General features: G+C 69.4%; 20 protein-coding genes. 5 read left to right on the top strand and 15 right to left on the bottom strand.

Going from position 1 to position 26947, the window contains the following annotated elements; translation table 11 throughout:
• Positions 1-202 precede the first annotated feature (202 nt).
• Both KUM40_RS09515 and KUM40_RS09510 read right to left on the bottom strand, forming a co-directional pair.
• On the bottom strand, positions 203-613 hold the full coding sequence (locus KUM40_RS09515; protein WP_217165009.1) for a DUF3592 domain-containing protein: 411 nt from the start codon (positions 611-613) through the stop codon (positions 203-205).
• Between the two features lie 79 nt (positions 614-692).
• Complete coding sequence (locus KUM40_RS09510) at positions 693-887, bottom strand: hypothetical protein (protein WP_217165007.1); 195 nt, start codon at positions 885-887, stop codon at positions 693-695.
• Positions 888-1085: 198 nt separating this feature from the next.
• On the opposite strand from KUM40_RS09510, the gene KUM40_RS09505 reads away from it, so the two are divergent.
• Complete coding sequence (locus KUM40_RS09505; protein WP_217165005.1) at positions 1086-3209, top strand: S9 family peptidase; 2124 nt, start codon at positions 1086-1088, stop codon at positions 3207-3209.
• Positions 3210-3289: 80 nt separating this feature from the next.
• Here KUM40_RS09505 and KUM40_RS09500 read toward each other — a convergent pair whose 3' ends face one another.
• From KUM40_RS09500 to KUM40_RS09445, 12 genes are all read right to left on the bottom strand, one after another.
• Positions 3290-4390, bottom strand: a complete 1101-nt coding sequence (locus KUM40_RS09500; RefSeq protein ID WP_217165003.1) for an ABC transporter ATP-binding protein — start codon at positions 4388-4390, stop codon at positions 3290-3292.
• The gene (locus tag KUM40_RS09495; RefSeq protein WP_217165001.1) at positions 4383-5366 is read right to left on the bottom strand and encodes an ABC transporter ATP-binding protein; all 984 of its coding nucleotides are present in this window, start codon (positions 5364-5366) and stop codon (positions 4383-4385) included. Before KUM40_RS09495 ends, KUM40_RS09500 begins: the two co-directional genes overlap by 8 nt.
• Positions 5367-5375: 9 nt before the next feature.
• Positions 5376-6356 carry an ABC transporter permease gene (locus tag KUM40_RS09490; RefSeq protein WP_217164998.1) on the bottom strand — a complete coding sequence of 327 codons (981 nt, stop codon included), beginning with the start codon at positions 6354-6356 and terminating at the stop codon, positions 5376-5378.
• A complete protein-coding gene (locus KUM40_RS09485; protein ID WP_217164996.1) occupies positions 6349-7272 on the bottom strand; it encodes an ABC transporter permease in 924 nt (307 codons plus the stop codon). The genes KUM40_RS09490 and KUM40_RS09485 overlap by 8 nt, the downstream gene beginning before the upstream one ends.
• Positions 7273-7286: 14 nt before the next feature.
• Positions 7287-8924 carry an ABC transporter substrate-binding protein gene (locus KUM40_RS09480; RefSeq protein WP_217164994.1) on the bottom strand — a complete coding sequence of 546 codons (1638 nt, stop codon included), beginning with the start codon at positions 8922-8924 and terminating at the stop codon, positions 7287-7289.
• 872 nt (positions 8925-9796) lie between these two features.
• Positions 9797-10942, bottom strand: a complete 1146-nt coding sequence (locus KUM40_RS09475; protein ID WP_217164992.1) for an ABC transporter ATP-binding protein — start codon at positions 10940-10942, stop codon at positions 9797-9799.
• A gap of 27 nt (positions 10943-10969) precedes the next feature.
• Positions 10970-12031 (bottom strand): ABC transporter ATP-binding protein, encoded by a 1062-nt coding sequence (locus KUM40_RS09470; RefSeq protein WP_217164990.1) that lies wholly within the window; start codon positions 12029-12031, stop codon positions 10970-10972.
• Between the two features lie 10 nt (positions 12032-12041).
• Entirely contained in the window at positions 12042-13019 is a 978-nt protein-coding gene (locus KUM40_RS09465) for an ABC transporter permease (protein WP_217164988.1), read from the bottom strand.
• 114 nt (positions 13020-13133) lie between these two features.
• Positions 13134-14936 (bottom strand): ABC transporter substrate-binding protein, encoded by a 1803-nt coding sequence (locus KUM40_RS09460; RefSeq protein WP_217164986.1) that lies wholly within the window; start codon positions 14934-14936, stop codon positions 13134-13136.
• Between the two features lie 111 nt (positions 14937-15047).
• The gene (locus KUM40_RS09455; RefSeq protein ID WP_217164985.1) at positions 15048-16079 is read right to left on the bottom strand and encodes an ABC transporter permease; all 1032 of its coding nucleotides are present in this window, start codon (positions 16077-16079) and stop codon (positions 15048-15050) included.
• A gap of 918 nt (positions 16080-16997) precedes the next feature.
• Entirely contained in the window at positions 16998-18905 is a 1908-nt protein-coding gene (typA, locus tag KUM40_RS09450) for a translational GTPase TypA (protein ID WP_217164983.1), read from the bottom strand.
• Between the two features lie 132 nt (positions 18906-19037).
• The gene (locus KUM40_RS09445; RefSeq protein ID WP_217164974.1) at positions 19038-21341 is read right to left on the bottom strand and encodes an ABC transporter family substrate-binding protein; all 2304 of its coding nucleotides are present in this window, start codon (positions 21339-21341) and stop codon (positions 19038-19040) included.
• Between the two features lie 309 nt (positions 21342-21650).
• Between KUM40_RS09445 and KUM40_RS09440 the strand changes: the two genes are divergently transcribed.
• The 4 genes from KUM40_RS09440 to KUM40_RS09425 are packed head-to-tail and all read left to right on the top strand — an operon-like array spanning position 21651 to position 25648.
• Complete coding sequence (locus KUM40_RS09440; RefSeq protein ID WP_217164971.1) at positions 21651-21941, top strand: hypothetical protein; 291 nt, start codon at positions 21651-21653, stop codon at positions 21939-21941.
• 55 nt (positions 21942-21996) lie between these two features.
• The gene (locus KUM40_RS09435; RefSeq protein WP_217164969.1) at positions 21997-22833 is read left to right on the top strand and encodes a hypothetical protein; all 837 of its coding nucleotides are present in this window, start codon (positions 21997-21999) and stop codon (positions 22831-22833) included.
• Between the two features lie 26 nt (positions 22834-22859).
• Positions 22860-24884: a fumarate reductase/succinate dehydrogenase flavoprotein subunit gene (locus KUM40_RS09430; RefSeq protein ID WP_217164967.1), complete on the top strand. Its 2025-nt coding sequence runs from the start codon at positions 22860-22862 to the stop codon at positions 24882-24884.
• Positions 24881-25648: a succinate dehydrogenase/fumarate reductase iron-sulfur subunit gene (locus KUM40_RS09425; protein WP_217164965.1), complete on the top strand. Its 768-nt coding sequence runs from the start codon at positions 24881-24883 to the stop codon at positions 25646-25648. Before KUM40_RS09430 ends, KUM40_RS09425 begins: the two co-directional genes overlap by 4 nt.
• A gap of 15 nt (positions 25649-25663) precedes the next feature.
• On the opposite strand, the gene KUM40_RS09420 is transcribed toward KUM40_RS09425, so the two are convergent.
• Positions 25664-26845 carry a glycoside hydrolase family 18 protein gene (locus tag KUM40_RS09420; RefSeq protein WP_308401099.1) on the bottom strand — a complete coding sequence of 394 codons (1182 nt, stop codon included), beginning with the start codon at positions 26843-26845 and terminating at the stop codon, positions 25664-25666.
• Positions 26846-26947: the final 102 nt, after the last annotated feature.

Below are 26947 nucleotides of genomic sequence, written 5' to 3'. Positions count from 1 at the left end.
AGGACTGACACACCCTCCCGAAAGCGTGAGCAAGTGGCATCTTACTGTCATCCAGACGCTCAGGTGAGCGCCCGGATGACAGTAGGGGCGGGAGTGCTCACGCGTTTGCAGGAGACCCCCGGTACGTCCACTTCGCCGCCCAGGATGTCGAGGTTGACCTTGCCACGGGCGATCAGGTCGCGTAACGCAACTTCCCGGGCCGTCAGGCCGTCACGGCGATCACTACGGCGACGCCCAGGAAGACCAGGGCCACGGCCAGCATGAAGTACACCGGGCCGGTCATGTGACGCCGCATGAACACGCGGGCCGCCTGCGGGTCTTGGGGCAGATAGATCACGGTGACCTCGCGGCCGGTCGCGAGCCCCATCCCGGATCCGCGCATGCTCGGCGTGAACTCCACGCGGTAGCCGCGCTGGTCGGCGAAGGCGATGATCGGCGCCCACGAGGGGCTGCCCTGAGCGCCGCGCACCCGTACGTTGTCGACCACCATGCCGGAGGCGAGGACCCCGTGCCGGCGCAGTCGGCGTACCCGTGCGGCGTCGTGCAGCGCGGCCCACAGGAGCAGCGCTCCGACCAGGCCGCACACCAGGATGCCCAGCACGCTGTTCGTCATGTGTCGGCGTCTCCGTCTCCCCGAAGTTCTCTGCGCTCCGGGTACAGGGACGCCACCGGCCCGCCGGTCGGTTGCGGAGTCAGAAGCTGATGCTTCCGATCATCCCCGCGATGTTCGTCGTCAGCTCACTGATCGTGGGAGCCATCGTCGACGAGGCCAGGTAGAAGCCGAGGAGCATGCAGACCACCGCATGCCCCGCCTTCAGGCCTGACTTCTTGACCAGCAGGAAGACGATGATCGCCAGCAGCACAACCGCCGAAATCGAGAGTGCCACGGCGGCTCACCTCCAAAAAGGCCCAGGGACATGGGGGGGGTCGGTCGCAGTCGGAGCTTGGGACAGGGCACGCAGATAAATCCACGCGGCGGGCACCTGGTTGATACCCACTATGCGCTAGTGATCATAACTATCCGTGCGTGCGCATCTCTCGGCGCACGGCCGCACAAGGGGGCGCATGGCCAATATGGTCAAGGCATGACGACCGAGCCCGACTCCTTCCCCAAACGGCACGCGCGCACCCAGCGGTTCACGCTCGGCGCGCCGCGTTCGTTCACCGTGGCGCCCGATGGTTCACGGGTCGCCTTCCTGCGCTCCGATACCGGCACGGACCGGGCCAATTCGCTGTGGGTCCTCGATGCCGGGACGGGCGAGGAACGCGTCGCCGCCGACCCGCGCGCCCTTCTGGGCGGCGCCCAGGAGCGTCTGTCGTCCCAGGAGCGGGCGAGGCGTGAACGCAGCCGCGAGGGCGGCGCGGGCATCGTCGGCTATGCCACCGACTCGGCGGTCGAGCTGGCCTCCTTCGCGCTGTCGGGGCGGCTCTTCACGGCCGAGTTGCGGGTCGGCACGGCGCGCGCACTGCCCACCCCCGGGCCGGTGATCGACCCGCGCCCCTCCCCCGACGGCCGGCACGTCGCCTACGTCGCCCGGGGCGCCCTGCGGGTCGTGGGCGCCGAGGGGGACGGGGACAGGGCGCTGGCCGAGTCGGACGGCGAGGGCGTCACGTACGGGCTCGCCGAGTTCGTCGCGGCCGAGGAGATGGCGCGCAGCCGGGGCTTCTGGTGGAGCCCGGAGTCGGACCGACTGCTGGTGGCCCGGGTGGACGACACACCGGTCCAGCGCTGGTGGATCTCCGACCCGGCCCACCCCGGACGTGATCCACAACACGTGCCGTACCCGGCGGCCGGCACTCCCAACGCGGACGTACGGCTGTTCGTGATCGGTCTCGACGGGGGGCGCACGGAGGTCCTCTGGGACCGGGCGCGGTATCCGTATCTGGCGCGAGTGCACTGGTCAGCGGCGGGTGCGCCACTCCTTCTCGTACAGGCGCGCGACCAGCGCAGCCAGTTGTTCCTGGCCGTGGACACCGAGTCCGGGACGACCCGGATGGTGCACGCCGACGAAGATCCAATTTGGCTGGAACTCTTCCCCGGCGTGCCCTGCTGGAGCCCTTCCGGGCAGCTCGTGCGGATCGCCGACGAGGGCGGTGCGCGCGTCCTGGCGGTCGGTGAACGCCTGCTCACCGGCGCGCAGTTGCACCTGCGGGCGGTGCTCGACGTCTCCGCCGACGACGTGCTGGTATCCGCGTCGGCGGGCGAGGAGGCGGCCGACCCGGAGACCGGCGAGGTGCACGTGTACCGGGTGAACGAACTCGGCGTGGAGCGCGTGTCGCAGGAGCCCGGCGTGCACTCGGCGGTGCGCGCGGGGGGCGTGACCGTTCTCGTCTCCGCCACCCTCGACCGGGCGGGGGCGCGGGCACAGGTGCTCCGGGACGGGAAGCCGACGGCGGTCATCGCCTCGTACACCGAAGACCCCGGTTTGTCCCCGCGCGTGACGCTCACCCAAGGGGGCGCACGACGTGTCCCGTGCGCCGTGCTTATGCCAACGGACTACCACGATGACACCCTCCTCCCCGTGCTCCTGGACCCGTACGGTGGCCCGCACGGACAGCGAGTGGTGGCCGCGCACAACGCGTACCTCACCTCGCAGTGGTTCGCCGACCAGGGGTTCGCGGTGGTCGTCGCCGACGGGCGGGGCACTCCGGGGCGCTCCCCCGCCTGGGAGAAGGCCATCAAGGACGACGTGGCCGCGATCGTCCTCCAGGACCAGGTCGACGCGCTGCACGCCCTGGCCGCCGACTTCCCGCTTGACCTGAACCGCGTCGCCATCCGCGGATGGTCCTTCGGTGGCTATCTGGCCGCCCTGGCCGCGCTGCGCCGGCCCGACGTCTTCCACGCCGCGGTCGTCGGCGCCCCGGTCACCGACCTGCGGCTCTACGACACGCACTACCAGGAGCGGTACATCGGTCACCCCGGCGAGCAGCCCGACGTCTACCGCCGGAACTCGGTGATCGACGACACCGGACTGGTCGACGCCGCCGAGCCGCACCGGCCCATGATGGTCATCCACGGACTGGCGGACGACAACGTCGTCGTCGCCCACTCCCTGCGCCTGTCCTCGGCCCTGCTGGCGGCCGGCCGCCCGCACGAGGTGCTGCCGCTGTCCGGCGTCACCCACATGACCCCGCAGGAGTCGGTCGCCGAGAACCTGCTGCTGCTCCAGGTGGACTTCCTCAAGCGGTCACTGCCCGCACCGTCCTAGCCACTGCGGGCCGTTGACTACCGCTCCGACTGGCACGCAGTGGCACGGAGGACCGTGTCGCCCCGGCCCGACCCGCCGTGTCATCCGCCCTCGCCGTCCTCCCGGTGCGAACCGTGGGGGCCGTGGGGGCCGTGCGGGCCGGGCTCCTCCGGTGGGACCACCTGTTTCTCCTCCGCGAAGTGGCACGCCGAGTCGTGGGCCGCGGGGCCGGAGACGCCCCGGAACTCGGCGGGCACCGCCAGCGCGGGCACCTCCAGGGCGCAGCGTTCCTGGGCCTTCCAGCAGCGGGTGCGGAAACGGCAGCCGGAGGGGATGTTGGTCGGGGAGGGGACGTCACCGGCGAGGATGATCCGCTCGCGGTGTTCCCGGGCCTCCGGGTCGGGCACCGGTACGGCGGACAGCAGCGCCTGCGTGTAGGGGTGCGTGGGATGGTCGTAGATCTCCGCGTCCCTGCCGGTCTCCACGATGCGGCCGAGGTACATCACGCCGACCCGGTCGGAGATGTGCCGCACGATCGAGAGGTCGTGGGCGATGAAGATGTAGGAGAGGTCGAACTCGTCCTGGAGCCGGGCCATCAGGTTGATCACCTGTGCCTGGACCGACACGTCGAGGGCCGAGACGGGCTCGTCGGCGACGATGATCTCCGGGCGCAGCGCCAGGCCGCGCGCGATGCCGATGCGCTGGCGCTGGCCGCCGGAGAACTGGTGGGGGTAGCGGTTGATGTACTCCGGGTTCAGACCGACCACGTCCAGGAGTTGCTGGACGCGTCCGCGCCGGTCGCCCTTCGGCGCGACCTCCGGATGGATGTCGTAGGCCTCGCCGATGATGTCGCCGACGGTCATGCGGGGGTTGAGGGACGTGTACGGGTCCTGGAAGACCATCTGGATGTTCCGGCGTACGGACTTCAGGGCCTTGCCCGACAGGCGGGTGATGTCCTCGCCCTTGTAGCGGATCTCGCCGGCCGTCGGCTTCTCCAGGTTGACCAGCATCTTGGCGACCGTGGACTTGCCGCAGCCGGACTCGCCGACGATGCCCCGCGTTTCGCCGCGGTCGAGGTGGAAGTCGACGCCGTCGACGGCCTTCACCGCGCCGACCTGCTTCTTGAAGAGGATGCCGGAGGTGAGCGGGTAGTGCTTGACCAGCCCGCGCACTTCGAGGATCGGATCCGTCGCCTCAGCCATGCAGGCACTCCCTCCAGAAGTGGCAGGCGCTGCCCCGCTCCGCGTCGGAGTCCGTGACGTCGTAGAGGGGTGGTACGTCGGTGCGGCAGACGTCCTGGGCCATCGGGCAGCGGGGGTGGAAGGCGCAGCCGGGCGGGATGCGGGTGAGGTTGGGCGGCAGGCCCTTGATGGCGTACAGCTCCTGGCCCTTCTGGTCCAGGCGCGGGATCGAGTCCAGCAGGCCGCGGGTGTAGGGGTGGGCGGGGTTCTTGTAGATGTCGTGGACGGGTGCCGTCTCCACGATCCGGCCCGCGTACATGACGGCGATCTTGTCGGCGACGTCGGCGACCACGCCCAGGTCGTGGGTGATGAGGATCAGGCCCATGTGCAGTTCGCGCTGGAGTTCCGCGAGCAGCTCCATGACCTGGGCCTGGACGGTGACGTCCAGGGCGGTGGTCGGCTCGTCGGCGATGATCAGCTTGGGTTCCAGGGCCATCGCCATCGCGATCATGATGCGTTGGCGCATGCCGCCGGAGAACTGGTGCGGGTACTGCCGCACCCGCTCCTTGGCGGCCGGGATGCGGACGCGGTCCATCAGCTCGACGGCCTTGGCGTGGGCGTCCTTGCGGGACATGCCGCGGTGCACGGTGAACATCTCGGCGAGCTGGGCGCCGACGGTCAGGACCGGGTTCAGCGACGACAGCGCGTCCTGGAAGATCATCGCCATCTCGGCGCCGCGGACCTTGCGGCGTTCCTCCTCCTTCAGCTTCAGCAGGTCCCGGCCCTCGAAGACCACCTCGCCCGCGGTGATCCGGCCGGGTGGGACGTCGAGGATGCCCATGACGGTCTGGGCGGTGACGGACTTGCCGGAGCCGGACTCGCCGAGCACCGCGAGGGTCTCGCCCGCGTCCACGCCGTAGCTGACGCCGTTGACGGCCTTGGCCACGCCGTCCCGGGTGTGGAACTCCACGTGCAGGTCGCGCACTTCGAGCAGCATGGCGGCGGCTCACCTCAGCTTCGGGTCGAGGGCGTCGCGCACCGCGTCGCCGAGCATGATGAACGCGAGGACCGTGATGGCGAGCGCTCCGGACGGCCACAGCAGCGCGTGCGGGGCGTTGCGGACGTAGGGGGCGGCGGCGGAGATGTCGATGCCCCAGGACACGCTGGGCGGCTTCAGGCCGACGCCGAGGAAGGACAGGGTCGCCTCCAGGGAGATGTACGTGCCGAGCGCGATGGTCGCCACGACGATGACGGGGGCTACGGCGTTGGGCGCGATGTGGCGCAGCAGGAGGCGGGAGTTGGAGGCGCCGAGGGCTCGGGCCGCCTGGACGTAGTCGTTCTGCTTGGCGGTGATGACGGAGCCGCGGGCGATGCGGGAGATCTGCGGCCAGCCGAGCAGCACGATGAAGCCGATGACCGGCCAGACGGTGCTGCTGGTGATGACGGAGAGCAGGACGAGGCCGCCGAGGACGACCGGGATGGCGAAGAAGACGTCGGTGATCCGGGACAGGATCGCGTCCCAGGCGCCGCCGAAGAACCCGGCGAGTCCGCCGAGGACGCTGCCGAGGACGGCGACGCCGAGCGTGGCGAGGATGCCGACCGCCACCGACGTACGGGCGCCGTAGACGGTACGGGTGTAGACGTCGCAGCCCTGGCCGTTGAAGCCGAAGGGGTGGCCGGACTGGGAGCCCTCCTGGGCCTTGGCGAGGTCGCACTTCAGCGGGCTGCCCGACGCGATCAGGGACGGCCACAGGGAGATGACGATCAGGAAGAGGATCACCAGCGCGGAGATGATGAAGACGGGGTTGCGGCGCAGGTCGTGCCAGGCGTCGGACCAGAGGCTGCGGGGCTTGTCCCGCGGGTCCCCGCCGTCCGGTCCAGGCGGCTTCTCCAGCGTGACCGCCTCGCTCGCGCCCAGGTCCATCGTCCCGCCCATGCCGGTGCCGGCGACGGCGCGCTCGGGCTCGTAGGGCTCCTGATCAGGCATAGCGGATCCTCGGGTCGAGTACGGCGTACAGGAGGTCGACGACGAGGTTGGCGACGAGGAAGACGAGGACCAGGACGGTGACGAAGCCGACCACGGTCTGGGTGTTCTGGCGCAGGATGCCCTGGTAGAGCTGGTAGCCGACGCCGTGGATGTTGAAGATCCGCTCGGTGACGATGGCGCCGCCCATCAGGGCGCCGATGTCGGTGCCGATGAAGGTGACGACGGGGATGAGGGAGTTGCGCAGCAGGTGCCGGGTGATGACCCGGTGGCGGGGCAGGCCCTTGGCGATGGCGGTGCGGACGTAGTCGGAGCGCCGGTTCTCCGCGATGGAGGTACGGGTCAGCCGGGTGACGTACGCCAGTGACACCGAGGCGAGGACCAGGCCCGGGACGATCAGCTCGCCGAAGAGCGCCTCGGAGGAGACCGCCGGGTCGATCCAGCCCCACTTGACGCCGAGCAGCAGTTGGAGCAGCAGGCCGGTGACGAAGGTGGGGACGGAGATGACGACCAGGGTCAGGAGCAGGACCCCGGTGTCGACGGGGCGGCCGCGGCGCAGGCCGGTGACGACGCCCAGGATGATGCCGACGACGACCTCGAAGAGGATCGCGACGAGGGTGAGCCGGATGGTGACCGGGAACGCCGTGCCCATCAGCTCGGTGACCGGCTGGCCGTTGAACGCGGTGCCGAAGTCGCCGGTGAAGACGTTGCCCATGTAGGTGACGTACTGCTGCCACACGGGCTGGTCGAGGCCGAACTCGTGCCGTAGCTGCGCGGCGGTCGCCGGGTCGCACTCACGGTCGCCGCACAGGCCCGCGATGGGGTCGCCCATCACGTTGACCATGAGGAAGATCAGCAGCGTGGCCCCGATGAAGACCGGGATCATCTGGAGCAGCCGCCGGACGACGTAGCGTCCCATGGAGCCCGCCCCCCTCAGCCGACCTTGATCTCGTTGTAGACCGGGACGCTGAACGGGTTGAGCTTCACGTTGGAGAGCCGGTCCGAGTAGCCTGCGCTGCCGTTCTGGTACCAGAGCGGGATGGCCCCCATCTCGTCCCGAAGGACCTCCTCGGCCTGCTGGAAGAGGTCGATGGCCTTGGCGGTGTCGGTCTGGGCGTTGGCCTGGTCGACGAGGTCGTCGAACTTCTCGTTGGACCACTTGCCGTCGTTGGAGGAGGCGTTGGTGTAGTAGAGCGGCTGGAGGAAGTTCTGGATGAGCGGGTAGTCCATCTGCCAGCCCGCGCGGAAGGGGCCGCTCATCTTCTGGTCGGTGATCTGGTTGCGGAAGTCGGCGAACGTGCCGACCGGGTTGCCGGCGCAGGCGCGGTCGTTTTCCAGGGCGTTGTTGATGGAGTTGCAGACCGCGTCGATCCACTGCTTGTGGGAGCCGGTGTCGGCGTTGTACGTGAGCTTGACCTGGCCGCCGGGGAGTCCGCCGCCCTCCTTGACCAGTCTCCTCGCTTCCTCCGGGTTGTACTCGCAGGCCTCACCGCACAGGCCCGGCTTGTAGCCGCCGTCCTCGCCGAGGACCGGTGAGGTCCAGTCGGTGGCGGGGGTGCGGGTCTGCTGGAAGATCGTGTCGGTGATCTGCTTGCGGTTGATCGCCATGGACAGGCCCTTGCGGACCTTCTCGGAGCCCGGCTTGCTCCAGTCGTTGTCGTAGAACGGGAAGGCGAGGGTCTGGATGATGCCCGCGGGGGTGTTGATGTACCGGTCGCCGAGGTCGTTCTTGACGTTCTTGAGCTGGGAGGCGGGGACGTCGTCGACGAGGTCGAGGTTGCCCGCGATCAGGTCGGTGTAGGCGGTGTTGTTGTCGGTGTAGACCTTGAGGTCCACGCCGCCGTTCTGCGCCTTGTCCGGGCCGGGGTACTCCTCCCACTTACGCAGGGACATCTGCGAGCCGCGGGTGTAGTTGTCGACCTTGTACGGGCCGTTGCCGATCGGCTTCTTCAGCCAGGCGTCGTGGTCGTCGAAGAACGCCCGGGGCAGCGGGGCGAAGGCCGGGTAGCCGAGGGTGTCGGGGAACGTCGAGAACTTCTGGCTGAGCTTGATCGTGAAGGTGAGGGGGCCGGTGACCTTCAGCCCGGAGAGCGTGTCTGCGCTCTGCTTGCCGCCGCCCTCGGGGTGCACCTTGTCGTAGCCGTCGATGTACGCGAAGAAGTACGCGTTGCGCTGGTTGTTCTTGAGGCTCGCGCCGTAGTTCCAGGCGTCCACGAAGGACTGGGCGGTGACCTTCTCGCCGTTGCTGAAGGTCCAGCCGTCCTTGACGGTGACGGTGAAGTTCTGCGAGTCGGAGGTCTCGATCTTCTCGGCGAGCATGTTCTTCGCCTCGCCGGTCTCCGGGTCGTACTTCTTCAGCCCCCGGAAGATCATGTCGAGGACCTTGCCGCCCTGCACCTCGTTGGTGTTGGCCGGCTCCAGCGGGTTCTGGGGGTCGCCCCAGGAGGAGCTGAGCACGGCGCCACTGTCCCCGCCGCTGCCTCCGTCCCCGCCCCCGCCGCCGCAGGCCGTCGCCGCGAGGACTACCGCCGCCGCGCAAGCGGCCCATTTGGCGTGCGTGGCTCCGCGCATGGAGTGCCTCCTCGTGCCCTGACTCGTCCGCTGGTCCGTTCCCGGCCAGCTTCCGGGGGCGTACTGCACGGCGCACACCCGTACGGTCCGTACGGGTTGCGGATGTCCTCCGGACGGGTTGCCGAGTGCCAGGGGCCGGGTGACTGGAGCCGGGGGCAGGAGAGCGGGGCGAGGAAGCCGGGCGGGGCTCAGGCTGCCGGCCCTGACGAGGCTCAGGAGGCCAGCCCGGGCGGGGTGCCCGCGGCGGCGACGCGGGCGTGACTCCGGCAGTCGGCCCGGATGAGGCCCAGGCAGCCAACCCGGCCGTAGCTCAGGCGCCCAGCCCCGACGAGGCCCAGGCAGCCAACCCGGGCGAAGCTCAGCCAACCAACCCCGGACCTGGCCCCGGCACCCAACCCGGGCGGGGTGCCCGCGGCCGCGACGCGGGCGTGACTCCGGCAGTCGGCCCCGGCGAGGCTCCGGCAGTCGGCCCGGCCGTAGCTCAGGCGCCCAGCCCCGACGTGGCGCAGGCGGCCAACCCGGACCTGGCCCCGGCCGCCGACCCCGGCGAGGCTCAGCCAGCCAACCAGCCCGGGCACGGTACCGGCAGCCAACCCCGGCGCGGCGCAGCCAACCAGCCCGGGCACGGTACCGGCAGCCAACCCCGGCGCGGCGCAGCCAGCCAGCCCGGGCGGGGTGCCTGCGGCCAGGCCGAGCGCAGCGCAGGCGGTCAGCCCGGGCGCGGACCCGGCGGCCGGCCCGGGCAGGGTACCGGCGGCCGACTCGAGCGGGGCCCCGGCGGCCGGCCCGAGCGGGGCGGCGGCGGTGGGGTTTTCGGCATGCCGAAGGGCGGCGGTGGAAGTTTTCCTTCCGCCGCCGCCCTTCGGGTCGGCTCAGCCCTTGGAGAGCGCGGCGCCGCCGTCGGCGTCGTCCTCCATCCCCTTCAGGCCCGGGTCCATGACGACGTCCTCGGCCCTGGCCTCCGTCGAGCCCGCCTCCGGGAAGTGGCAGGCCGTCAGGTGGCCCTCACGGTTGCCGGAGAGCTGCACGAGGGGCGGCTCCTGGGTCGCGCACTTGTCCTGCGCCTTCCAGCACCGGGTACGGAACCGGCAGCCGGAGGGCGGCGAGATCGGCGAGGGCACGTCGCCCTCGAGCCGGATCCGCTCCCTCTTGTCGGCGTCGATGTCCGCCTCGGGCACGGCCGACAGCAGGGCGTGCGTGTACGGGTGACGGGGGCGCTCGTAGAGCGAGTCGCGGTCCGCGATCTCCACGATCTTGCCCAGGTACATCACCGCGACGCGCTGCGAGAAGTGCCGCACGATCGCCAGGTCGTGGGCGATGAAGACGAACGCGATCCCCATCTCCCGCTGCACCTCCTGCAGCAGGTTCACCACCTGGGCCTGGATCGACACGTCGAGGGCCGAGACCGGCTCGTCGGCGACGATCAGCTTCGGCTCCAGGGCGACGGCGCGCGCGACGCCGATGCGCTGGCGCTGGCCGCCGGAGAACTCGTGCGGGAAGCGGTTGTAGTGCTCGGGGTTGAGACCGACGATCTCCAGCAGCTCGCGGACGCGCTTCTCCCGGCCGCCGGGCGGGTCGATCCCGTTGATCTCCATCGGGCCCGAGATGATCGTGCCGACGGTCTGCCGCGGGTTCAGCGACGCGTACGGGTCCTGGAAGATCATCTGGATCTCGGACCTGATCGGCGCCAACTGACGCCGGTTGGCGCGGCTGATGTCCTGGCCCTTGTACTCGATGGTGCCCTGGGTGGGCTCGTACAGGCGGGTCAGCAGCCGGCCGGTGGTCGACTTGCCGCAGCCGGACTCCCCGACGAGGCCGAGGCTCTCGCCCGGGTAGACCTCGAGGTCGACACCGTCGACGGCCTTGACGTGGCCGACGGTGCGTTTGATCGGGAAGCCGCCCTTGATCGGGAAGTGCTTCGTCAGACCGCTGACCTTGAGGAGCGGTGTGCCGTCGCCGTCCCGCTGCTGCGGGAAGGAGTCGGCGACCGCTGTGGTGGTCTTGCTCTTGTCGCTCATGGTGATGCCCCAGTCGCCGGTTTCCGCTCAGCCCAGCCGGGGCTGAATCTTGTCGATGAACACCTGCTGCCGCTGGTCTCCCGTCAGGTGACAGGCGGCGGCGCGTCCCTGCGGGAGCACCGGCCGGTCGCCCGAGCAACGGCCGCCGGAGACCAGGTCGGTGAAGCCGCACCGCGGGTGGAACGCGCATCCCGAGGGCGGGTTCATCAGCGAGGGCGGCGATCCCGGGATCGGCAGCAGCGGCTCGTTGACGTCGGAGGACAGGTTCGGCATCGAGCCCAGCAGTCCCCAGGTGTACGGATGCTGGGGCGACTTGAGCACCTCGCGCACCGTGCCGCGCTCGACGGCCCGGCCCGCGTACATGACCAGGATGTCGTCGGCCATGTTGCCGACCACGCCCAGGTCGTGGGTGATCATGATGATCGCGGAGCCGAACTCCTGCTGGAGGTCCTTGAGCAGGTCGAGGATCTGCGCCTGCACCGTCACGTCGAGCGCCGTGGTCGGCTCGTCGGCGATGAGCAGGTCCGGGTTGCAGGAGAGGGCCATCGCGATCATCGCGCGCTGCCGCATACCGCCGGAGAACTGGTGCGGGTAGTCGTCGACCCGCTTCTCCGGGGTCGGGATGCCGACCTTCTGCAGCAGGTCGATGGCGCGCACCCGGGCGTCCCTCTTGGACGCGCCGTTGTGCTTCATGAACGGCTCGCCGATCTGCCGGCCGACCGTGTAGTACGGCGACAGCGCGGTCAGCGCGTCCTGGAAGATCATCGCCATCTTCTTGCCGCGCAGCTTCTCGAGCTGCTTCTCACTGGCGTCGGTCAGCTCCTGGCCGTCCAGCGTGATCGATCCCTCGACGGCGGTCTTGCGGCGGTCGTGCAGGCCGAGGACGGACAGGTTGGTCACCGACTTGCCGGAGCCGGACTCGCCGACGATACCGAGGGTCTTGCCCCGCTCCAGGTCGAAGGAGAGTCCGTCCACCGCCTTGACGACGCCGCCCTCGGTGGAGAAGTGGACCTTGAGGTCGCGCACCGAGAGAAACGAGTCCCCCGCGGCGGCGGCCGGGGTCTCTTCGGGCTTGGTCAGAGTGGTCACGGTGGTTCTCCTAGGACAGGCGCACGCGCGGGTCGATGACTGCGTACATGGCGTCCACGATCAGGTTGAAGAAGATGATGAGCGCGGCACTGACAAGCATGACGCCCATCAGCATCGGCAGGTCCTTGTTGGTGACGGAGTCCAGCGCGAGCCGGCCGATACCGGCCAGGCCGAACGTCAGCTCGGTCACCATGCCGCCGCCCATGAGCGAGGACAGGTCGATGCCGAGGATGGTGACGATGGGAACGAGGGAGCCGCGCCAGGCGTACCGGAAGAAGGTGTAGTTGCCCGACATGCCCTTGGCGCGGGCCGCTCTCACATGTTCTTCCTGGAGTTGCTCGATCATCGACGATCGGCTCATACGCGTGTACTGCGCGGTGAAGATGGTCGCCATGACGAGCCATGGGATCAGCAGACCCGCGAACCAGCCGCCCAGATCCTCGGAGAACGGCACGTACTTCGGCTTCTCCAGCCAGCCGGTGCTGTAGACGAAGAGGAGCAGCACGAGCGGGCCGAGGAAGTAGATCTGCAGGGAGCTGATGACCAGCGAACCCGAGGTGAAGACCTTGTCGATCCAGGAGCCGCGGTACTTGGCGGCCAGCAGGCCGGCGCCGAGGCCGACGATGAGGAAGACGATCAGGCTGCCGACGGTCAGCGAGACGGTCACCGGGAAGCGGTCGAGGATCGTGTCCCAGACGTTCTGGTCGTTGGCGAAGGAGACGCCGAAGCAGGGGGCGGCGCAGTGGCCGACGGCGAAGTCGCGACCGGCGAAGATGCCGATGAAGAAGTCCCAGTACTGGACGGTGACCGGCTGGTCGAGGCCCATGTTCTTGTGGATGATCTCCAGCGCGTCCGGAGTGCAGTTCTTGCCACAGGCCAGCAGGGCCGGGTCCTGCGGGATCGCGAAGAACATGAAGAAGGTGAAGGCACTGATCAACACCAGGATCAGCACCGCGCCGAAGGACCGGCGAATGAGGAATTGAAGCATGGCAGACAGCTGCTCTCAGGACTGCGGCAGTCGGATGGGGAGGGCTGGAGGGGATCCGGGCCCGGTGGTGGGCGCTCCGCCGCGCGCCCACCACCGGTTTCCCGACCGAACGGACTACTTCTTGAGGAAGATCCGGGTCACGTCCACGTAGCTCGTGTCGTGGCTGTAGCGGATGCCGCCGATGTTCGAACCGAAGATCTGGAAGACCTTGGTGTAGTACAGCGGGGCGGCCGGGTTGACCTCCGTGGCGATGTACTCGCTCAGCTCGGCCCAGGCCTTGGTGGCCTCTTCAGTGTTCGTGATCTTCTGGATGCGCTGGATCTCGGAGTTCACGTGGTCGTCGTTGATGTGCGAGTAGTTCGACGAACCGTCCTGGATCTGCGTGCCGTCGTACACCGGCGGGATGACCGTGGAGGCGGACGGCCAGTCCTGGCCCCAGCCGGTCATGTACAGGTCGTAGCCGTTCTTGACCTTGCCGACCTGCTCGTACCAGGTGGCGGAGTCGATCTCCTTCTTCTGGATGTCGAGACCGATCTTCTCCAGCGCGGTGGCGATCAGGACCGCCTGCTTCTGGCGGGTCGGCGTGTTGCCGTAGGCGTAGACGAGGCTCTTGCCCTCGAAGCCGCCTTCCTTGATCAGCTTCTTGGCGGCCGCGATGTCACCGTTGGGCTTCTTCAGCCGGTTGAACGGGTCGAACTTGGCGTCGTAGCCCGGGGTCGTGGGCGACAGCAGCGAGTTGGCGACCTCACCGCCGTAGGCACCGCCGTCGGCCTTGAAGACCGAGGCGGAGGGCAGCGCCAGGGTGATCGCGTCACGGAGCTTCTTGTCCTTGATGCGGTCCATGTTGAAGTTGAGCTGCCACACGTAGGGGGCGTAGCCCTGGATGGTGCGGTTCTTCATCGCCTGCTTGTCGCCGACGACCTTCTGCAACTGCGTGGTGGCGACCTGGCCCGTGAACATCATGGCGTTCTTGGCCTCGCCCTGGTCGGCGAGGAGGGTCTTGGTCTGGTCCTCGTCGTCGTGGTTCATGGTGATGTTGAACCCGTCGACGTACTGGTGACGCACCGAGTCGGACTTGGGGTCCCACTGTGTGTTCTTGACCAGCTTCATGGACTTGCCCGGCTTGAACTCGGCGATCTTGTACGGACCGACGGCGACGGGGGCGGAGTCGTACTTCGCCTTGGTGTCCGTCTCCTCCGGGACGAGGCTGTAGCCGGGCATGGTCAGCATCTGCGGCACGTCGGGACGCGCGTCCTTGAAGTGGAAGACGATCGTCTTGTCGTCCGGCGTCTCCAGGACGGAGTCGGGCAGGTGCTTGCCCTTGTCCGGACCCGCGTAGGCGTCACGGTAGGTGGTGCCCTCGCCGGACAGCCACTGCTGGAGGTACGTCGGGCCGTCGGTGATGTAGTTGGAGTACATGCGCTCGACCGTGTTGCGGACGTCCGCCGCGTTGATCGGGTTCCCGTTCGCGTCCTTCAGGTTGTCCTTGAGGGTGTACGTCCAGGTCTTGCCGCCGTCGGACGCCTTGCCCGCGTCGGTGGCGAGGTCGCCCACGACGGTCAGGTTGCCGTTCTCGTCCTCGGAGTACTGGGTCAGACCGCGGAAGATGAGGCGGCCGAGCAGCTTGCCGTCCGAGACGTAGATCTGGCCCGGGTCCAGGTGCGAGAAGTCCGCCTCCTGGTAGACGTTCACGGTGCCGCCCGACTGGGCGCCCTCGACGTCGGGGGCCGGCCCGGTGGACGCCTGCGCGTCGCCGATCTGGACCGGCTGCGACTGCGACTTGGCGTCCTTCTTCTTCTTGCTGTTGTCCTTGGCGGAGCTGTCGCTGTCGCCACCACCGCAGGCGGTGAGGGTCAGGGCGCCTGCCGCGACCGCGACTATGGCGGCCGTGGCGGTGCGGTTACGGAGAATGCTCATAGGGACGAATCCACCTGCCTGTGAGTAGTGAGCTGCTGGTACGTGGCCGGGGCCGGGCTGAGCGGCACCGAACCGGCCGGGCGAAGCTGTGGGGGGCGTTTCCCCTGAGCCTCAGCGGTTTCCCTTGGGATCGAAGGCGTCCCGCACCGAGTCGCCGAGGAGGTTGAAGGACACGATGAAGATCACCATGGCCACTCCGGGGAAGAGCATGTAGTACGGGTCCTGCTCCACGATGTTGGCGCCGATGGAGAACATCCGTCCCCAGTCCGGGGTGGGCTCGACGTATCCCACACCCACGAAGGACAGGAAGGCGATGTTCAGGATGGTGCTCGGCAGCGTGAGCGTCGCCTGTACCAGCGTCGGGGTGACGATGTTGGGCAGCAGTTCCTTGCGGATGATGCGCCAGGGCGAGGCCCCGGAGATGCGGGCCGCCTCGATGAACTCCCGGTCGCGCAGGGACAGCGTGGCGCCCCTGACGATGCGGGACATGCTCATCCAGCCCAGGAAGGCCAGCACGATGATGATCGCGGAGGCGCGCACATAGGTGGGCGTCTCCTTGTCCGGGGCGACGAAGACCGTGGTGATGACGGGCATCGCCGCGACGAAGAACAACTGGCTGGGCAGGGCCATGAAGAAGTCGGTGATCCGGCCGAGCCAGTAGTCGATCTTCCCGCCGAAGTAGCCGCCGGCGAGGCCGATCAGGACACCCAGCACCGTCATGATGATGGTCGCCGCCAGCGCGGTGGCCATCGAGTTGCGCATCCCGTACAGCAGTTGGGTGAACACGTCCCGGCCCAGGCCCGGTTCGATGCCGAACCAGAAGTCGCCGCTGATGCCGCCGAAGGGCGCGGCGGGCATGGTGAACATGTCCAGGAGCTCGGGGTTCTCCTGCCCGTACAGCGTGTACGGGTCCTTGCCGTAGACCTTCGAGATCAGCGGCGCGGCCGCGGCGATCACGAAGAAGAACAGGACGACGAAGGCAGAGATCACACCGGCCCGGTCGCGCTTGAAGCGCGCCCACATCAACTGTCCGGGCTTGCGCCCTTCCGGCTCCTTGGGCTTCGGGGCGTCGCCTTGCGGCGCGCTCTCTTTGTCCAAGACGGAAGAGGCTTCAGCACCCTCAATCTCGATTGGACTCGTCATGATTCGTCCATTTCACAGGTTGGAGGTCGTCGGGAGTGCACGGGGCCGACGGCCTTCGCACGGCGTACGTCTTTTCGCAGCGCGCGAGGGGAACAACGACGGAGGGGCGGCACCGCCCCCGGAGAACCCTGGCTCACGGTCGGGTCGACCGACCGACGGCACACGACGTCAAGGAAGTTCGCGACGCCGGGCCGCTGCCGTATCAACTTCAACCGTGACGGCACTGAACGCACCCGCGGGGCCTACACCTGCCATCGGGGACGACACGACCCATATGGCGCTTGTGGCACCTCGCATGGGTTCCTCCTCATGAATCCGCTGGTTCACCGCAAAGAGGAGCACGCGACACATTCCGGCCACCGGCCGGTGATGTGATCGTCGTGCACCCTCACGCTCGCGAGTCTGCGCCCCGTCAGCGCGTGACCCGTCTGTCCGAGCTCTACGCGCCTAACTATCTGCCATCCTCCGGGGAACGAACCACAGGTTCGAGGTCTCGGTTCGATCACAGATAGGGGCCAGATCTTTCAAAATCCGGACAAAGGGTTTGGTGCGAGATCGATGCGAAACGGACTTGTTACACATCTAACGGTGGTGACTGTCCGTATAACGGACGTCTCCGCGACAGAAATTGATTGCGCGTAACGTGCGCTCGGTGCAAGCTGAGCCGCAGGTCTGTCTCGCGTCCGGCACATCGCGTCCGGCACATCCGTCGGCGCCGGGCGCGGCGGAGTGCCCCCGCGCAGGCTAGTGCGGGTCCGCCCGCCCGGCGCGGGCCCGCCGGCAAATCTAGGGTTTTCCCTATTTTCCCTATAGCTGAGTCGTGCCTGCGCCGCGCTCGCGCCACCCGTCACGCCGAACGGCACCGGACACCACGTCAGTCGTGGTCTCCGGTGCCGTCCGGGTGTTCCCGCGGTGGGGTCAGCCGTGCTTGGCGCGGCTCGCGGCGCGGGCGCGCTCGCGGGCGACCAGGTTCACCTTGCGGATGCGCACGGACTCCGGGGTCACCTCGACGCACTCGTCGTCGCGGCAGAACTCCAGCGACTGCTCCAGCGAGAGCTTGCGCGGCGGGACGATCGCCTCGAACGAGTCGGCCGCGGCCGACCGCATGTTGGTGAGCTTCTTCTCCTTGGTGATGTTGACGTCCATGTCGTCGGCGCGGGAGTTCTCGCCGACGATCATGCCCTCGTACACCTCGGTGCCGGGCTCCGTGAAGAGCACGCCGCGCTCCTGGAGGTTGGTCATCGCGAAGGCGGTGACGGCACCGGAGCGGTCGGCGACCAGCGAGCCGTTGTTGCGGGTCGTGAGGGTGCCGAACCAGGGCTCGTGGCCCTCGTGGATGGAGTGGGCGATGCCGGTGCCGCGGGTCTGGGTGAGGAACTCCGTCCGGAATCCGATCAGACCGCGGGAGGGGACCACGAACTCCATGCGGACCCAGCCCGAGCCGTGGTTGGACATGTTGTCCATCCGGCCCTTGCGGACGCCCATGACCTGGGTGACCGCGCCCATGTGCTCCTCGGGAACGTCGACCGTCATGCGCTCGACGGGCTCGTACGTCTTGCCCTCGACGTCCTTGGTGACGACCTGCGGCTTGCCGATGGTCAGCTCGAAGCCCTCGCGGCGCATCTGCTCCACCAGGATGGCCAGCGCCAGCTCACCGCGGCCCTGCACCTCCCAGGCGTCCGGACGCTCGGTGTCCATGACGCGCAGCGAGACGTTGCCGATCAGCTCGCGGTCCAGACGGTCCTTGACCTGGCGGGCGGTGACCTTGCGGTCCTTGACGGCCGCCTTGCTGTCCGCGCCCTTGCCGGTGGCGCCGCGGCCGACCAGCGGGGAGGTGTTGGTGCCGATGGTCATGGAGATCGCGGGCTCGTCCACCGTGATCAGCGGCAGCGGGACCGGGTTCTCCTGGTCCGCCAGGGTCTCGCCGATCATGATGTCCGGGATGCCGGCGACCGCGCAGATGTCACCGGGGCCGGCCTTCTCGGCGGGCTTGCGGGTGAGCGCCTCGGTCATCATCAGCTCGGAGATCCGCACGTTCTGCACGGACCCGTCGCGCTTCATCCAGGCGACGGTCTGCCCCTTCTTCAGCTCGCCCTGGTGGACGCGGAGCAGGGCGATACGGCCGAGGAAGTTGTCGGCGTCCAGGTTGGTCACGTGCGCCTGGAGCGGGGCCTCCTCCTCGTACGTCGGCGCCGGGATGTAGTCCAGGATCGTCGAGAAGAACGGCTCCAGGCTGGTGGAGTCGGAGGGGACCGTGCCGTCGTCGGGCTTGGTGAGGGAGGCGACGCCGTCCCGGCCGCACGCGTAGACGATCGGGAACTCGATCTGCTCCTCGTCGGCGTCCAGGTCGAGGAAGAGGTCGTACGTCTCGTTGACGACCTCGTCGATCCGGGCGTCGGGGCGGTCCGTCTTGTTGATGCAGAGGATGATCGGCAGCCGCTGGCTCAGCGCCTTGCGCAGCACGAAGCGGGTCTGCGGCAGCGGGCCCTCGGAGGCGTCCACGAGCAGCACGACGCCGTCGACCATCGACAGACCGCGCTCGACCTCGCCGCCGAAGTCGGCGTGGCCGGGGGTGTCGATGATGTTGATGGTGATGACGTCGCCGCCATCCTTCGGGTGGTACTTCACCGCCGTGTTCTTGGCGAGGATCGTGATGCCCTTCTCACGCTCCAGGTCGTTCGTGTCCATCATGCGGTCGTCGACGGTGTCGAGCTGGTGCGCGGCGAAGGCGCCGGCCTGCTTGAGCATTCCGTCGACGATCGTGGTCTTGCCGTGGTCGACGTGAGCGACGATGGCGACGTTGCGGATGTCGTGGCGCGTGGCCATATGAGGCGTACTCCCGGAGGGTGTGAGGACGGCCCTCGCGGACGTCCTTGTCACGCGGGCCTGCCGGGCGGTACATGCCACGGCCTCACCCAATGGTACGGGGCCCCGGGGGCTGCGGCTTGCCGGGAGGGTTCAGGACGAGGGCGAGGCGGAGGGCCTGGAGCCCTGGGCGCCCTTCTTGAGGAAGCCCATGTCCTCGTAGACCGGCGTCTCGAAACCGAAGGCTCCCGCGTTGGCGAGGTTCTCGCGGGCCGCCATGAGCTGGGGACGCTGGTAGAGCGGGATGGAGCCGGCCGCCGCCCAGATCCTCGAGTCGGCCTTGCGCAGCAGGTCCCGGGCCTCCTTCTGGTCCAGGGTGGCCAGGGCCCGGTCGAAGAGCTGGTCGACCTGGTCGGTGCCGACCCGGGTGTAGTTCTGCGCGACGTTCAGGGAGCCGTCGGCGGCCGGGACGGGCTTGGCGTAGATGGGGCGGGCGTCAGTGGCGGGAAAGGCGGAGGCGGGCCAGGAGTAGAGCGCCAGGTCGTACTCGCCGGAGGCGATGTGGTCCTTGAAGTAGCTCTCGTCGGGCACCTTGGTGATGTCGGTGCCGATGCCGATCTCCTTCAGCATCTTTGAGACACGGTCCGCCACGGTGCGCAGCGCCTCGGATCCGGGGCCGGAGGGGAGGACGAAGCGCAGGGTGAGGGCCTTGCCGTCCTTGGCGAGCGGGGCCGTCACCGAACCGGCCGGGGCCGCGGTGCCCTTGGGCGCGTAGGCGCCGGGGGCGCCGCCCTGTGCGGTGTTCTTGCCGCTGCTGTGCTTCTCGTCGCTCTCCTGGTCGGTGCCGTCGGTTCCGTCGGCTCCGTCCTTGCCGTCCTTGCCGTCGTCACCGGTCGCGTTCTTGTTGTCCTCGCCGACGATGTACGTGCCGTCGTCGCCGTCCTGGGACTTCTTCTCGGCCTTGTCGCCTTGATCCTTCTTCTTGTCCTTCTCGGCGCCGGCCGCCTTCTCCTCCTCGGTCTTCTTCACCGGGCCGCCGGGGACCCACCCGGCGTCCGCGAGCAGGGCCCGGGCCTCCTTGGCGTTCTGCTCGCCGAGTGCGCCGCTGCCGTCGGCGTAGGCGGGCTGGCCGGACAGCGCGAGGTGGCTGCCGAGGGGCTCGGCGGGCAGGCCCAGCGGCTTCAGCACCGCCTCGGCCAGCTCCTCCCGGTCCAGGGCGCGGGCCACGGCCCGGCGGACGCGTTCGTCGGCGAGCGGGCCGTCGGCGCCGTTGAGGGCGAGCTGGGTGTAGGCGGGCTCCAGCGACTTGCGGACCTCGAAGCCGCTCAGGGCCTTCTGCCGGCGTTCGAGCTTCGCCTGCGCCTTGCGCCGCTTCTCGCGGGCGAGGATCTCCTCCTCGGCGGCGTCCTCGTCGGAGCCGTTGGCGATGGCCCAGGAGCGCAGCGCCTGGGCGGCGGACCTGCCCTGCGGGCCCTGGGCCGGTGCGCCGCCCGAGCCCTCGGCCGGGGTGCCGGACGGGTCCGCGGCCGGGGTGCCCGACGCACCCATGAGCGGGGTGCCTGAGGCCGCGTTTCGGGGGCCGGCGGCCAGGCTGACCTGCTCGGCGGTGTCCGGGTCGATCTCCGCCAGGTCGAGCTTTCCGGCGACCAGCTCGGCGACCCGCTTGTCGCGGGGGACGGCGCGCAGCACGATCTGGTCCAGCTTCGCCGGCTCGCCCCACCAGCGCGGGTTGCCGGTGAGGACGACCTGGTCGGCCTTGGTGTCGACCTTCTTCACGGCGAAGGGCCCTGCGGTGATCTTGAGCTCCCGCCGCGCGCCGTCGTTGAAGGCGTCGGGGGTGCCCATGACGTCCTTCGGGTACAGCGGCGTGAACAGGGCCTGCCAGTCGGCGTAGGGGCGGCTGAAGGTGACCTTGACCTCCAGGTCGTCGGCGCCGCGCTCGATCTTCTCGATGCGGTCGTACCCGGCGTTGCGGGCGGTCCAGTAGGCGCTGTCCTTTCCGGACAGGGCGCGCCACTGGGCGGCGAAGTCCGCGGCGCCGATCTCGCGGCCGTCGCTCCAGACGGCCTGCTGGTTCAGCTTGTAGACGACGACCTGCTTGGGCTCGGTGTCGACGACCTCGGCCGACTCCAGGTAGGCGGGGTTGCGCACCGGGCGGCCGGTCTCGTCCATCGTGTACATCGAGGGAAGCACGGCCTGCGCGACGCGGGTGGTGGTGGCGTCGGCGTCCGACTGGAAGGCGTTCAGCGTGTCCGGTACGGAGTCCACGGCCCAGCGCAGGGTGCCGCCGTCTGAGATCCGGGCGCGGGCCGCGGCGGCGACGTCCTGTTCGGCGAGCGGCTCGCCCGAGGGGTCCTTCGAGGTGCAGCCGGCCAGCGCGGGGACCGCGAGGACACCCGCGGTGAGGAAGGCGACCGAGCGCATGACCGCGCGCGGTGCGACGCCGACGTGGGACATCTCTGCTACCTCCGGAAGGCGCCGTATGCCTTGTATGCCTGATATGCGGTATTCAAGTTGATCATTTGTATCCGGACGGGGATGCGGCCACTGAAGAGGAAACGGTTCGGCGACGCCGGGAGACACGGCGACGGTGGTGCGTAAGGCCACCCGTGCGGCGCAACGCCACCCGCGGTGCACCGATACGCCCCGGCCAATCGCTGCACATCCCTTCACAGCGACAGGTGTGACGCGCAACACTCGCAGGCGCATGAACGGCACCACCCAAGGCCGGCCCCGTGCCGTGTCCGACGGAAGTGAGGTCACGTCATGTCCGTGCACGACGACCTGTCATCGATGCAGCGCAGCCTGGACGAGCTGACCCGGACGGTGGCCCGGCTGGAACAGCGGCTGGGCGGCGGCGGTCTGGAGGTCCGCCGGGTCCGCACCGACGCCGACCACCTGCGCGAGAGCGTCGCGCTGCTGCGGGCGGCGGAAGCCGCGCCGGACGCGCCCAAGCGTCCGGACCTCGTCCCGATCCCCGACACGCCGTACGACGGCTCGCTGTGGACGGACTCGGACGACGAGGGCCTCGGCGCCCGCGACCGCCGCGCCCCCTAGGCCTGTCCGACAGGCCCCAGAACCGGCCCTCAACCCGACCGACCGGAGTCGCCCAGTGGCCACTGGTACGGAACCGCCAGCCACCGAAGCCCATCCCCCGGGCGGTGGCGTCCACACCCGGACGCGCGCCGCCATCCGCGCCCCGCACCTGCGCACCGACCGCTGGTGGCTGGCACCGGCCGCCACCGCCGCGGGTCTGCTGGCCTTCGTCGTCTACTCGACCTGGCGGGCCTTCGCGGGGTCCGACTACTACGCGGCCCCCTACGTCTCGCCCTTCTACTCCCCCTGCCTGGCGGAGAACTGCGAGCCGATGCGCTCCGGGCCCAACTGGGAACTCTTCGGCGGCTGGTGGGGCATCTCCCCCGCGATCATCATCCTGATCTTCCCGCTCGGCTTCCGCCTGACCTGCTACTACTACCGCAAGGCCTACTACCGCGGCTTCTGGGCGTCCCCGCCGGCCTGCGCGGTGGCCGAGCCGCACCAGAAGTACACCGGCGAGACCCGCTTCCCGCTCATCCTGCAGAACGTCCACCGGTACTTCTTCTACGCGGCCCTGCTGGTCGCGGGCATCCTCACCTACGACACGGTGCTCGCCTTCCGCGACGAGGACTACGCGTGGGGCCACATGGGCCTCGGCACCCTGGTGTTCCTCGCCAACATCGCGCTGATCTGGGCGTACACCCTCTCCTGCCACTCCTGCCGGCACATCGTCGGCGGCAAGCTCAAGCACTTCTCCCGGCACCCCGTGCGCTACCGGATGTGGCAACTGGTCGGCAAGCTCAACGCGCGGCACATGCAGCTCGCCTGGGCGTCGCTGGTGAGCGTGGCGCTCGCCGACTTCTACGTGTACCTGGTCGCGTCCGGTGTCTTCGACGATCCGCGTTTCTTCTGATGATTTCCGATGAGTGAGGCCTTCTGATGTCCGTGGTCGACCGGCAGGAGTGGGACGTCGTCGTGGTGGGCGCGGGCGGTGCCGGGCTGCGCGCCGCCGTCGAGGCCCGCGAGCGAGGCGCCCGTACCGCCGTGATCTGCAAGTCCCTGTTCGGCAAAGCGCACACCGTGATGGCCGAGGGCGGCATCGCCGCCGCCATGGGCAACGTCAACTCCGGCGACGACTGGCAGGTCCACTTCCGCGACACCATGCGCGGCGGCAAGTTCCTCAACCAGTGGCGGATGGCCGAGCTGCACGCCCAGGAGGCCCCGCAGCGGGTGTGGGAACTGGAGACCTGGGGCGCGCTGTTCGACCGTACGAAGGACGGCCGGATCTCGCAGCGCAACTTCGGCGGCCACGAGTACCCGCGCCTCGCCCACGTCGGCGACCGCACGGGTCTGGAGCTGATCCGCACCCTCCAGCAGAAGATCGTCTCGCTCCAGCAGGAGGACTTCCGGGAGACCGGGGATTACGAGTCCCGGCTCAAGGTCTTCCAGGAGTGCACGGTCACCCGCGTGCTCAAGGAGGACGAGCGCAGCGAGGTGGGGGTCCCCCCGGCCGAAGGCTGGGGGAAGGTCTCGGGCGTCTTCGGCTACGAGCGCGAGACCGGCCGCTTCTTCGTGCTCGAGGCGCCCTCGGTGGTGATCGCCACCGGCGGCATCGGCAAGTCCTTCAAGGTGACGTCGAACTCGTGGGAGTACACCGGGGACGGCCACGCGCTGGCGCTGCTGGCCGGGGCGCCCCTGCTGAACATGGAGTTCGTGCAGTTCCACCCGACGGGCATGGTCTGGCCGCCGTCGGTGAAGGGCATCCTCGTCACCGAGTCGGTGCGCGGCGACGGCGGGGTGCTCAGGAACTCCGAGGGCAAGCGGTTCATGTTCGACTACGTCCCCGACGTCTTCAAGGACAAGTACGCGGTGACGGAGGAGGAGGGCGACCGCTGGTACGACGACCCGGACCACAACCGGCGGCCCCCCGAGCTGCTCCCCCGGGACGAGGTCGCGCGCGCCATCAACGCCGAGGTGAAGGAGGGCCGGGGCTCGCCGCACGGCGGGGTCTTCCTCGACGTTTCGACCCGGATGCCCGCCGAGGTGATCCGGCGCCGGCTGCCCTCCATGTACCACCAGTTCAAGGAGCTGGCGGACGTCGACATCACGGCCGAGGCGATGGAGGTCGGGCCCACCTGCCATTACGTGATGGGCGGCATCGCGGTCGACTCCGACACGGCTGCCGCGCGCGGGGTGCCGGGGCTGTACGCGGCCGGTGAGGTGGCCGGCGGCATGCACGGCTCCAACCGGCTGGGCGGCAACTCGCTGTCCGACCTGCTGGTGTTCGGGCGCCGGGCGGGCCGGTACGCGGCCGAGTACGCGACAGGGCGGGCGCGGGGGGCACGCGCCCGGGCCGACGACGCCCAGATCGACGCCGCCGCCGCGGAGGCGCTGAGACCGTTCTCGGCAGAGACGCTGGAGCCGGACGCCGGGCCGCCGGAGAACCCGTACACCCTCCACCAGGAACTCCAGCAGACGATGAACGACCTGGTCGGCATCATCCGCCGCGAGCCGGAGATGAAACAGGCCCTGGAGAAGCTGGCGGAGCTGCGGGTACGGGCCCGCCGGGCCGGCGTGGAGGGGCACCGGCAGTTCAACCCGGGCTGGCACCTCGCCCTGGACCTGCGCAACATGCTGCTGGTCAGCGAGTGCGTGGCGCGGGCCGCGCTGGAACGCACCGAGTCGCGCGGCGGGCACACCCGCGAGGACCATCCGACGATGGACCGGCGCTGGCGCCCGGCCAACCTGCTGTGCTCACTGGCCGACCGAACGGGCGATCCGACGGGCGACACAGCGGGTGATCCCACGGGCGATCCGACGGGCGACCGGGCGGTGGCGGACCAGGAGCGTGGCCGGATCAGCCTGGAGCGGCAGACCACCGAGCCCATCCGACCCGACCTGCTCGCCCTCTTCGAGAAGGAGGAGCTGGTGAAGTACCTCGCCGACGAGGAGCTGTCCGAATGAGCGGCTACGAGGCCCGCTTCAAGGTGTGGCGCGGTGACGTCGAGGGCGGCGGCCTGGAGGACTTCACCGTCGCGGTGAACGAGGGCGAGGTGGTCCTCGACATCATCCATCGCATCCAGGCCACCCAGGCCCCCGACCTGGCGGTGCGCTGGAACTGCAAGGCCGGCAAGTGCGGTTCGTGCTCGGCCGAGGTCAACGGGCGGCCGCGGCTGCTGTGCATGACCCGCATGTCCGTGTTCACCCCCGAGGAGACGATCACCGTCACGCCGCTGCGCGCCTTCCCGGTCGTGCGCGACCTGGTGACGGACGTCGGCTTCAACTACACCAAGGCGCGCGAGGTACCGGCGTTCGTGCCGCCCGCCGACCTCGGTCCCGGCGAGTACCGGATGACGCAGGAGGACGTGGACCGCTCGCAGGAGTTCCGCAAGTGCATCGAGTGCTTCCTGTGCCAGGACACCTGCCACGTCGTGCGCGACCACGAGGAGAACAAGCCCGCCTTCGCGGGCCCGCGTTTCCTCATGCGCGTCGCCGAGCTGGACATGCACCCGCTGGACTCGGCCGAGGACACCGGCCTGGACCGGGGGCGCACGGCCCAGGACGAGCACGGTCTCGGCTACTGCAACATCACCAAGTGCTGCACGGAGGTCTGCCCCGAGGGCATCAAGATCACGGACAACGCGCTGATCCCGTTGAAGGAACGGGCCGTGGACCGCAAGTACGACCCGCTGGTCTGGCTGGGGTCCAAGATCAGGCGCCGGTCCTAGACCACCGGACGGGCTCTAGCGGACCCAGCCCTCGCGGTACTCCTTCCAGTTGGTCTCCGTCGCCGCGAAGTCGATGTACGGGGCGACGCCGAAGAGCTCCCGGTCGGCGTCCGTCCGGGACAGTCCGAGGCGGACGCCGCGTACGGCGGCGGCGACGGTCTCGGCGTGGCCCCAGTGGTCGAAGTTGCTCTCGTAGTAGAAGGGCAGGCCCATCAGCAGGTGGGTGGTGGGCGGCGTGACCTCCAGGGCGAGGGAGGTCTGCTGGGCCACGTAGCCGCCGTAGGTGCCCTCCAGCGGCTGCGCGGTGTCGTACGACATCACGGCGATCTGGTCGACGCGCCGGGCGACCTGGCCGAAGAACTCCTGCGACCACCACTTGGGGTGCTTGGTGAACAGGCCGAAGACGGAGTGCAGGGCCGGGAGCGGGTCGATCTGGTGGGCGGCGACGGAGAGCTGCGCGTCCCGGGGCCGGGTGACGGCGCGTACGTCGTCCAGGAGGGAGAGGTAGTCCCGGTCGCCCGAGTGCAGCGGTTCCAGGTCGAGGTGGACTCCGTCGTAGCCCACGTCCAGGACCTGGCGGGCCGAGTCGACGACGGCGGCGCGGGTGTCGGCGTCCGCCAGGCGCATGCCGTCGGGGCCCTCGGTGGCGAGGACGTCGCCGAGGAAGGCCTGGACGCGGACGCCGGGCAGCTCCCGGTGCACGGCGTCGATCAGCCAGCGGGCCTTGGGGTAGAGGGACTCGGGCAGGGTGCCGTCGTGCTCCATCGGGCCGGTGTGGACGTACAGGTCGCGGATGCCGGACGCCTTGACGCGGCGGGCGAAGGCGGCGAGGTCCGCGTCGTCCTTGCGGCCGTCCACCCAGGCGTGGCCGAGCCACATCGCGTCGCGGTTCCTGGTGTACGTGCCGTCGGCGGGGTCGCCCATGTAGTTGACGCGGAGGGCCGTCTCGGCGGTGAGGAGGGGGAGGAGCAGGATCAGGAGGATGGTGATCGTCGTCCGGCGGATGCGGCGGATGCGGCGGGTGCGGGTGCCGGTGCCGGTGCCGGTTGCTGCGGTCGCCTCGGCTTCGCCTTCGGCGTCCCGGTTCCCACCCGCACCACCCGTGCTGCTCTCGTTGTCGGGTGTGGGTGGCCCCGGTGGGGTGCCCTCGGCGTCGGCGGCTGCCGGTTCGTTTTCTCTTGGTTCCGTGTCCTCCACGGTGTCCCCTCCCTGTGGTCCGTCCGTCCCCGGTCGCGGTGGCCGGTTCTCGCGCATACGCTCCGAGCGTGCTGCCAGCGGGGACGAGTCGAACCGGTGTTC

This window comes from Streptomyces sp. AC512_CC834, assembly GCF_019049325.1.
Lineage (GTDB): Bacteria > Actinomycetota > Actinomycetes > Streptomycetales > Streptomycetaceae > Streptomyces.
This window is presented reverse-complemented; position numbering and strand designations above follow the sequence as displayed.

Excerpts from the sequence above, each read along its gene's own strand:
- KUM40_RS09515 (WP_217165009.1), bottom strand. The coding sequence starts at position 613 with ATGACGAACAGCGTGCTGGGCATCCTGGTGTGCGGCCTGGTCGGAGCG.
- KUM40_RS09505 (WP_217165005.1), top strand. The coding sequence starts at position 1,086 with ATGACGACCGAGCCCGACTCCTTCCCCAAACGGCACGCGCGCACCCAG.
- KUM40_RS09500 (WP_217165003.1), bottom strand. The coding sequence starts at position 4,390 with ATGGCTGAGGCGACGGATCCGATCCTCGAAGTGCGCGGGCTGGTCAAG.
- KUM40_RS09495 (WP_217165001.1), bottom strand. The coding sequence starts at position 5,366 with ATGCTGCTCGAAGTGCGCGACCTGCACGTGGAGTTCCACACCCGGGAC.
- KUM40_RS09490 (WP_217164998.1), bottom strand. The coding sequence starts at position 6,356 with ATGCCTGATCAGGAGCCCTACGAGCCCGAGCGCGCCGTCGCCGGCACC.
- KUM40_RS09485 (WP_217164996.1), bottom strand. The coding sequence starts at position 7,272 with ATGGGACGCTACGTCGTCCGGCGGCTGCTCCAGATGATCCCGGTCTTC.
- KUM40_RS09480 (WP_217164994.1), bottom strand. The coding sequence starts at position 8,924 with ATGCGCGGAGCCACGCACGCCAAATGGGCCGCTTGCGCGGCGGCGGTA.
- KUM40_RS09475 (WP_217164992.1), bottom strand. The coding sequence starts at position 10,942 with ATGAGCGACAAGAGCAAGACCACCACAGCGGTCGCCGACTCCTTCCCG.
- KUM40_RS09465 (WP_217164988.1), bottom strand. The coding sequence starts at position 13,019 with ATGCTTCAATTCCTCATTCGCCGGTCCTTCGGCGCGGTGCTGATCCTG.
- KUM40_RS09460 (WP_217164986.1), bottom strand. The coding sequence starts at position 14,936 with ATGAGCATTCTCCGTAACCGCACCGCCACGGCCGCCATAGTCGCGGTC.
- KUM40_RS09455 (WP_217164985.1), bottom strand. The coding sequence starts at position 16,079 with ATGACGAGTCCAATCGAGATTGAGGGTGCTGAAGCCTCTTCCGTCTTG.
- typA (WP_217164983.1), bottom strand. The coding sequence starts at position 18,905 with ATGGCCACGCGCCACGACATCCGCAACGTCGCCATCGTCGCTCACGTC.
- KUM40_RS09445 (WP_217164974.1), bottom strand. The coding sequence starts at position 21,341 with ATGTCCCACGTCGGCGTCGCACCGCGCGCGGTCATGCGCTCGGTCGCC.
- KUM40_RS09440 (WP_217164971.1), top strand. The coding sequence starts at position 21,651 with ATGTCCGTGCACGACGACCTGTCATCGATGCAGCGCAGCCTGGACGAG.
- KUM40_RS09430 (WP_217164967.1), top strand. The coding sequence starts at position 22,860 with ATGTCCGTGGTCGACCGGCAGGAGTGGGACGTCGTCGTGGTGGGCGCG.
- KUM40_RS09425 (WP_217164965.1), top strand. The coding sequence starts at position 24,881 with ATGAGCGGCTACGAGGCCCGCTTCAAGGTGTGGCGCGGTGACGTCGAG.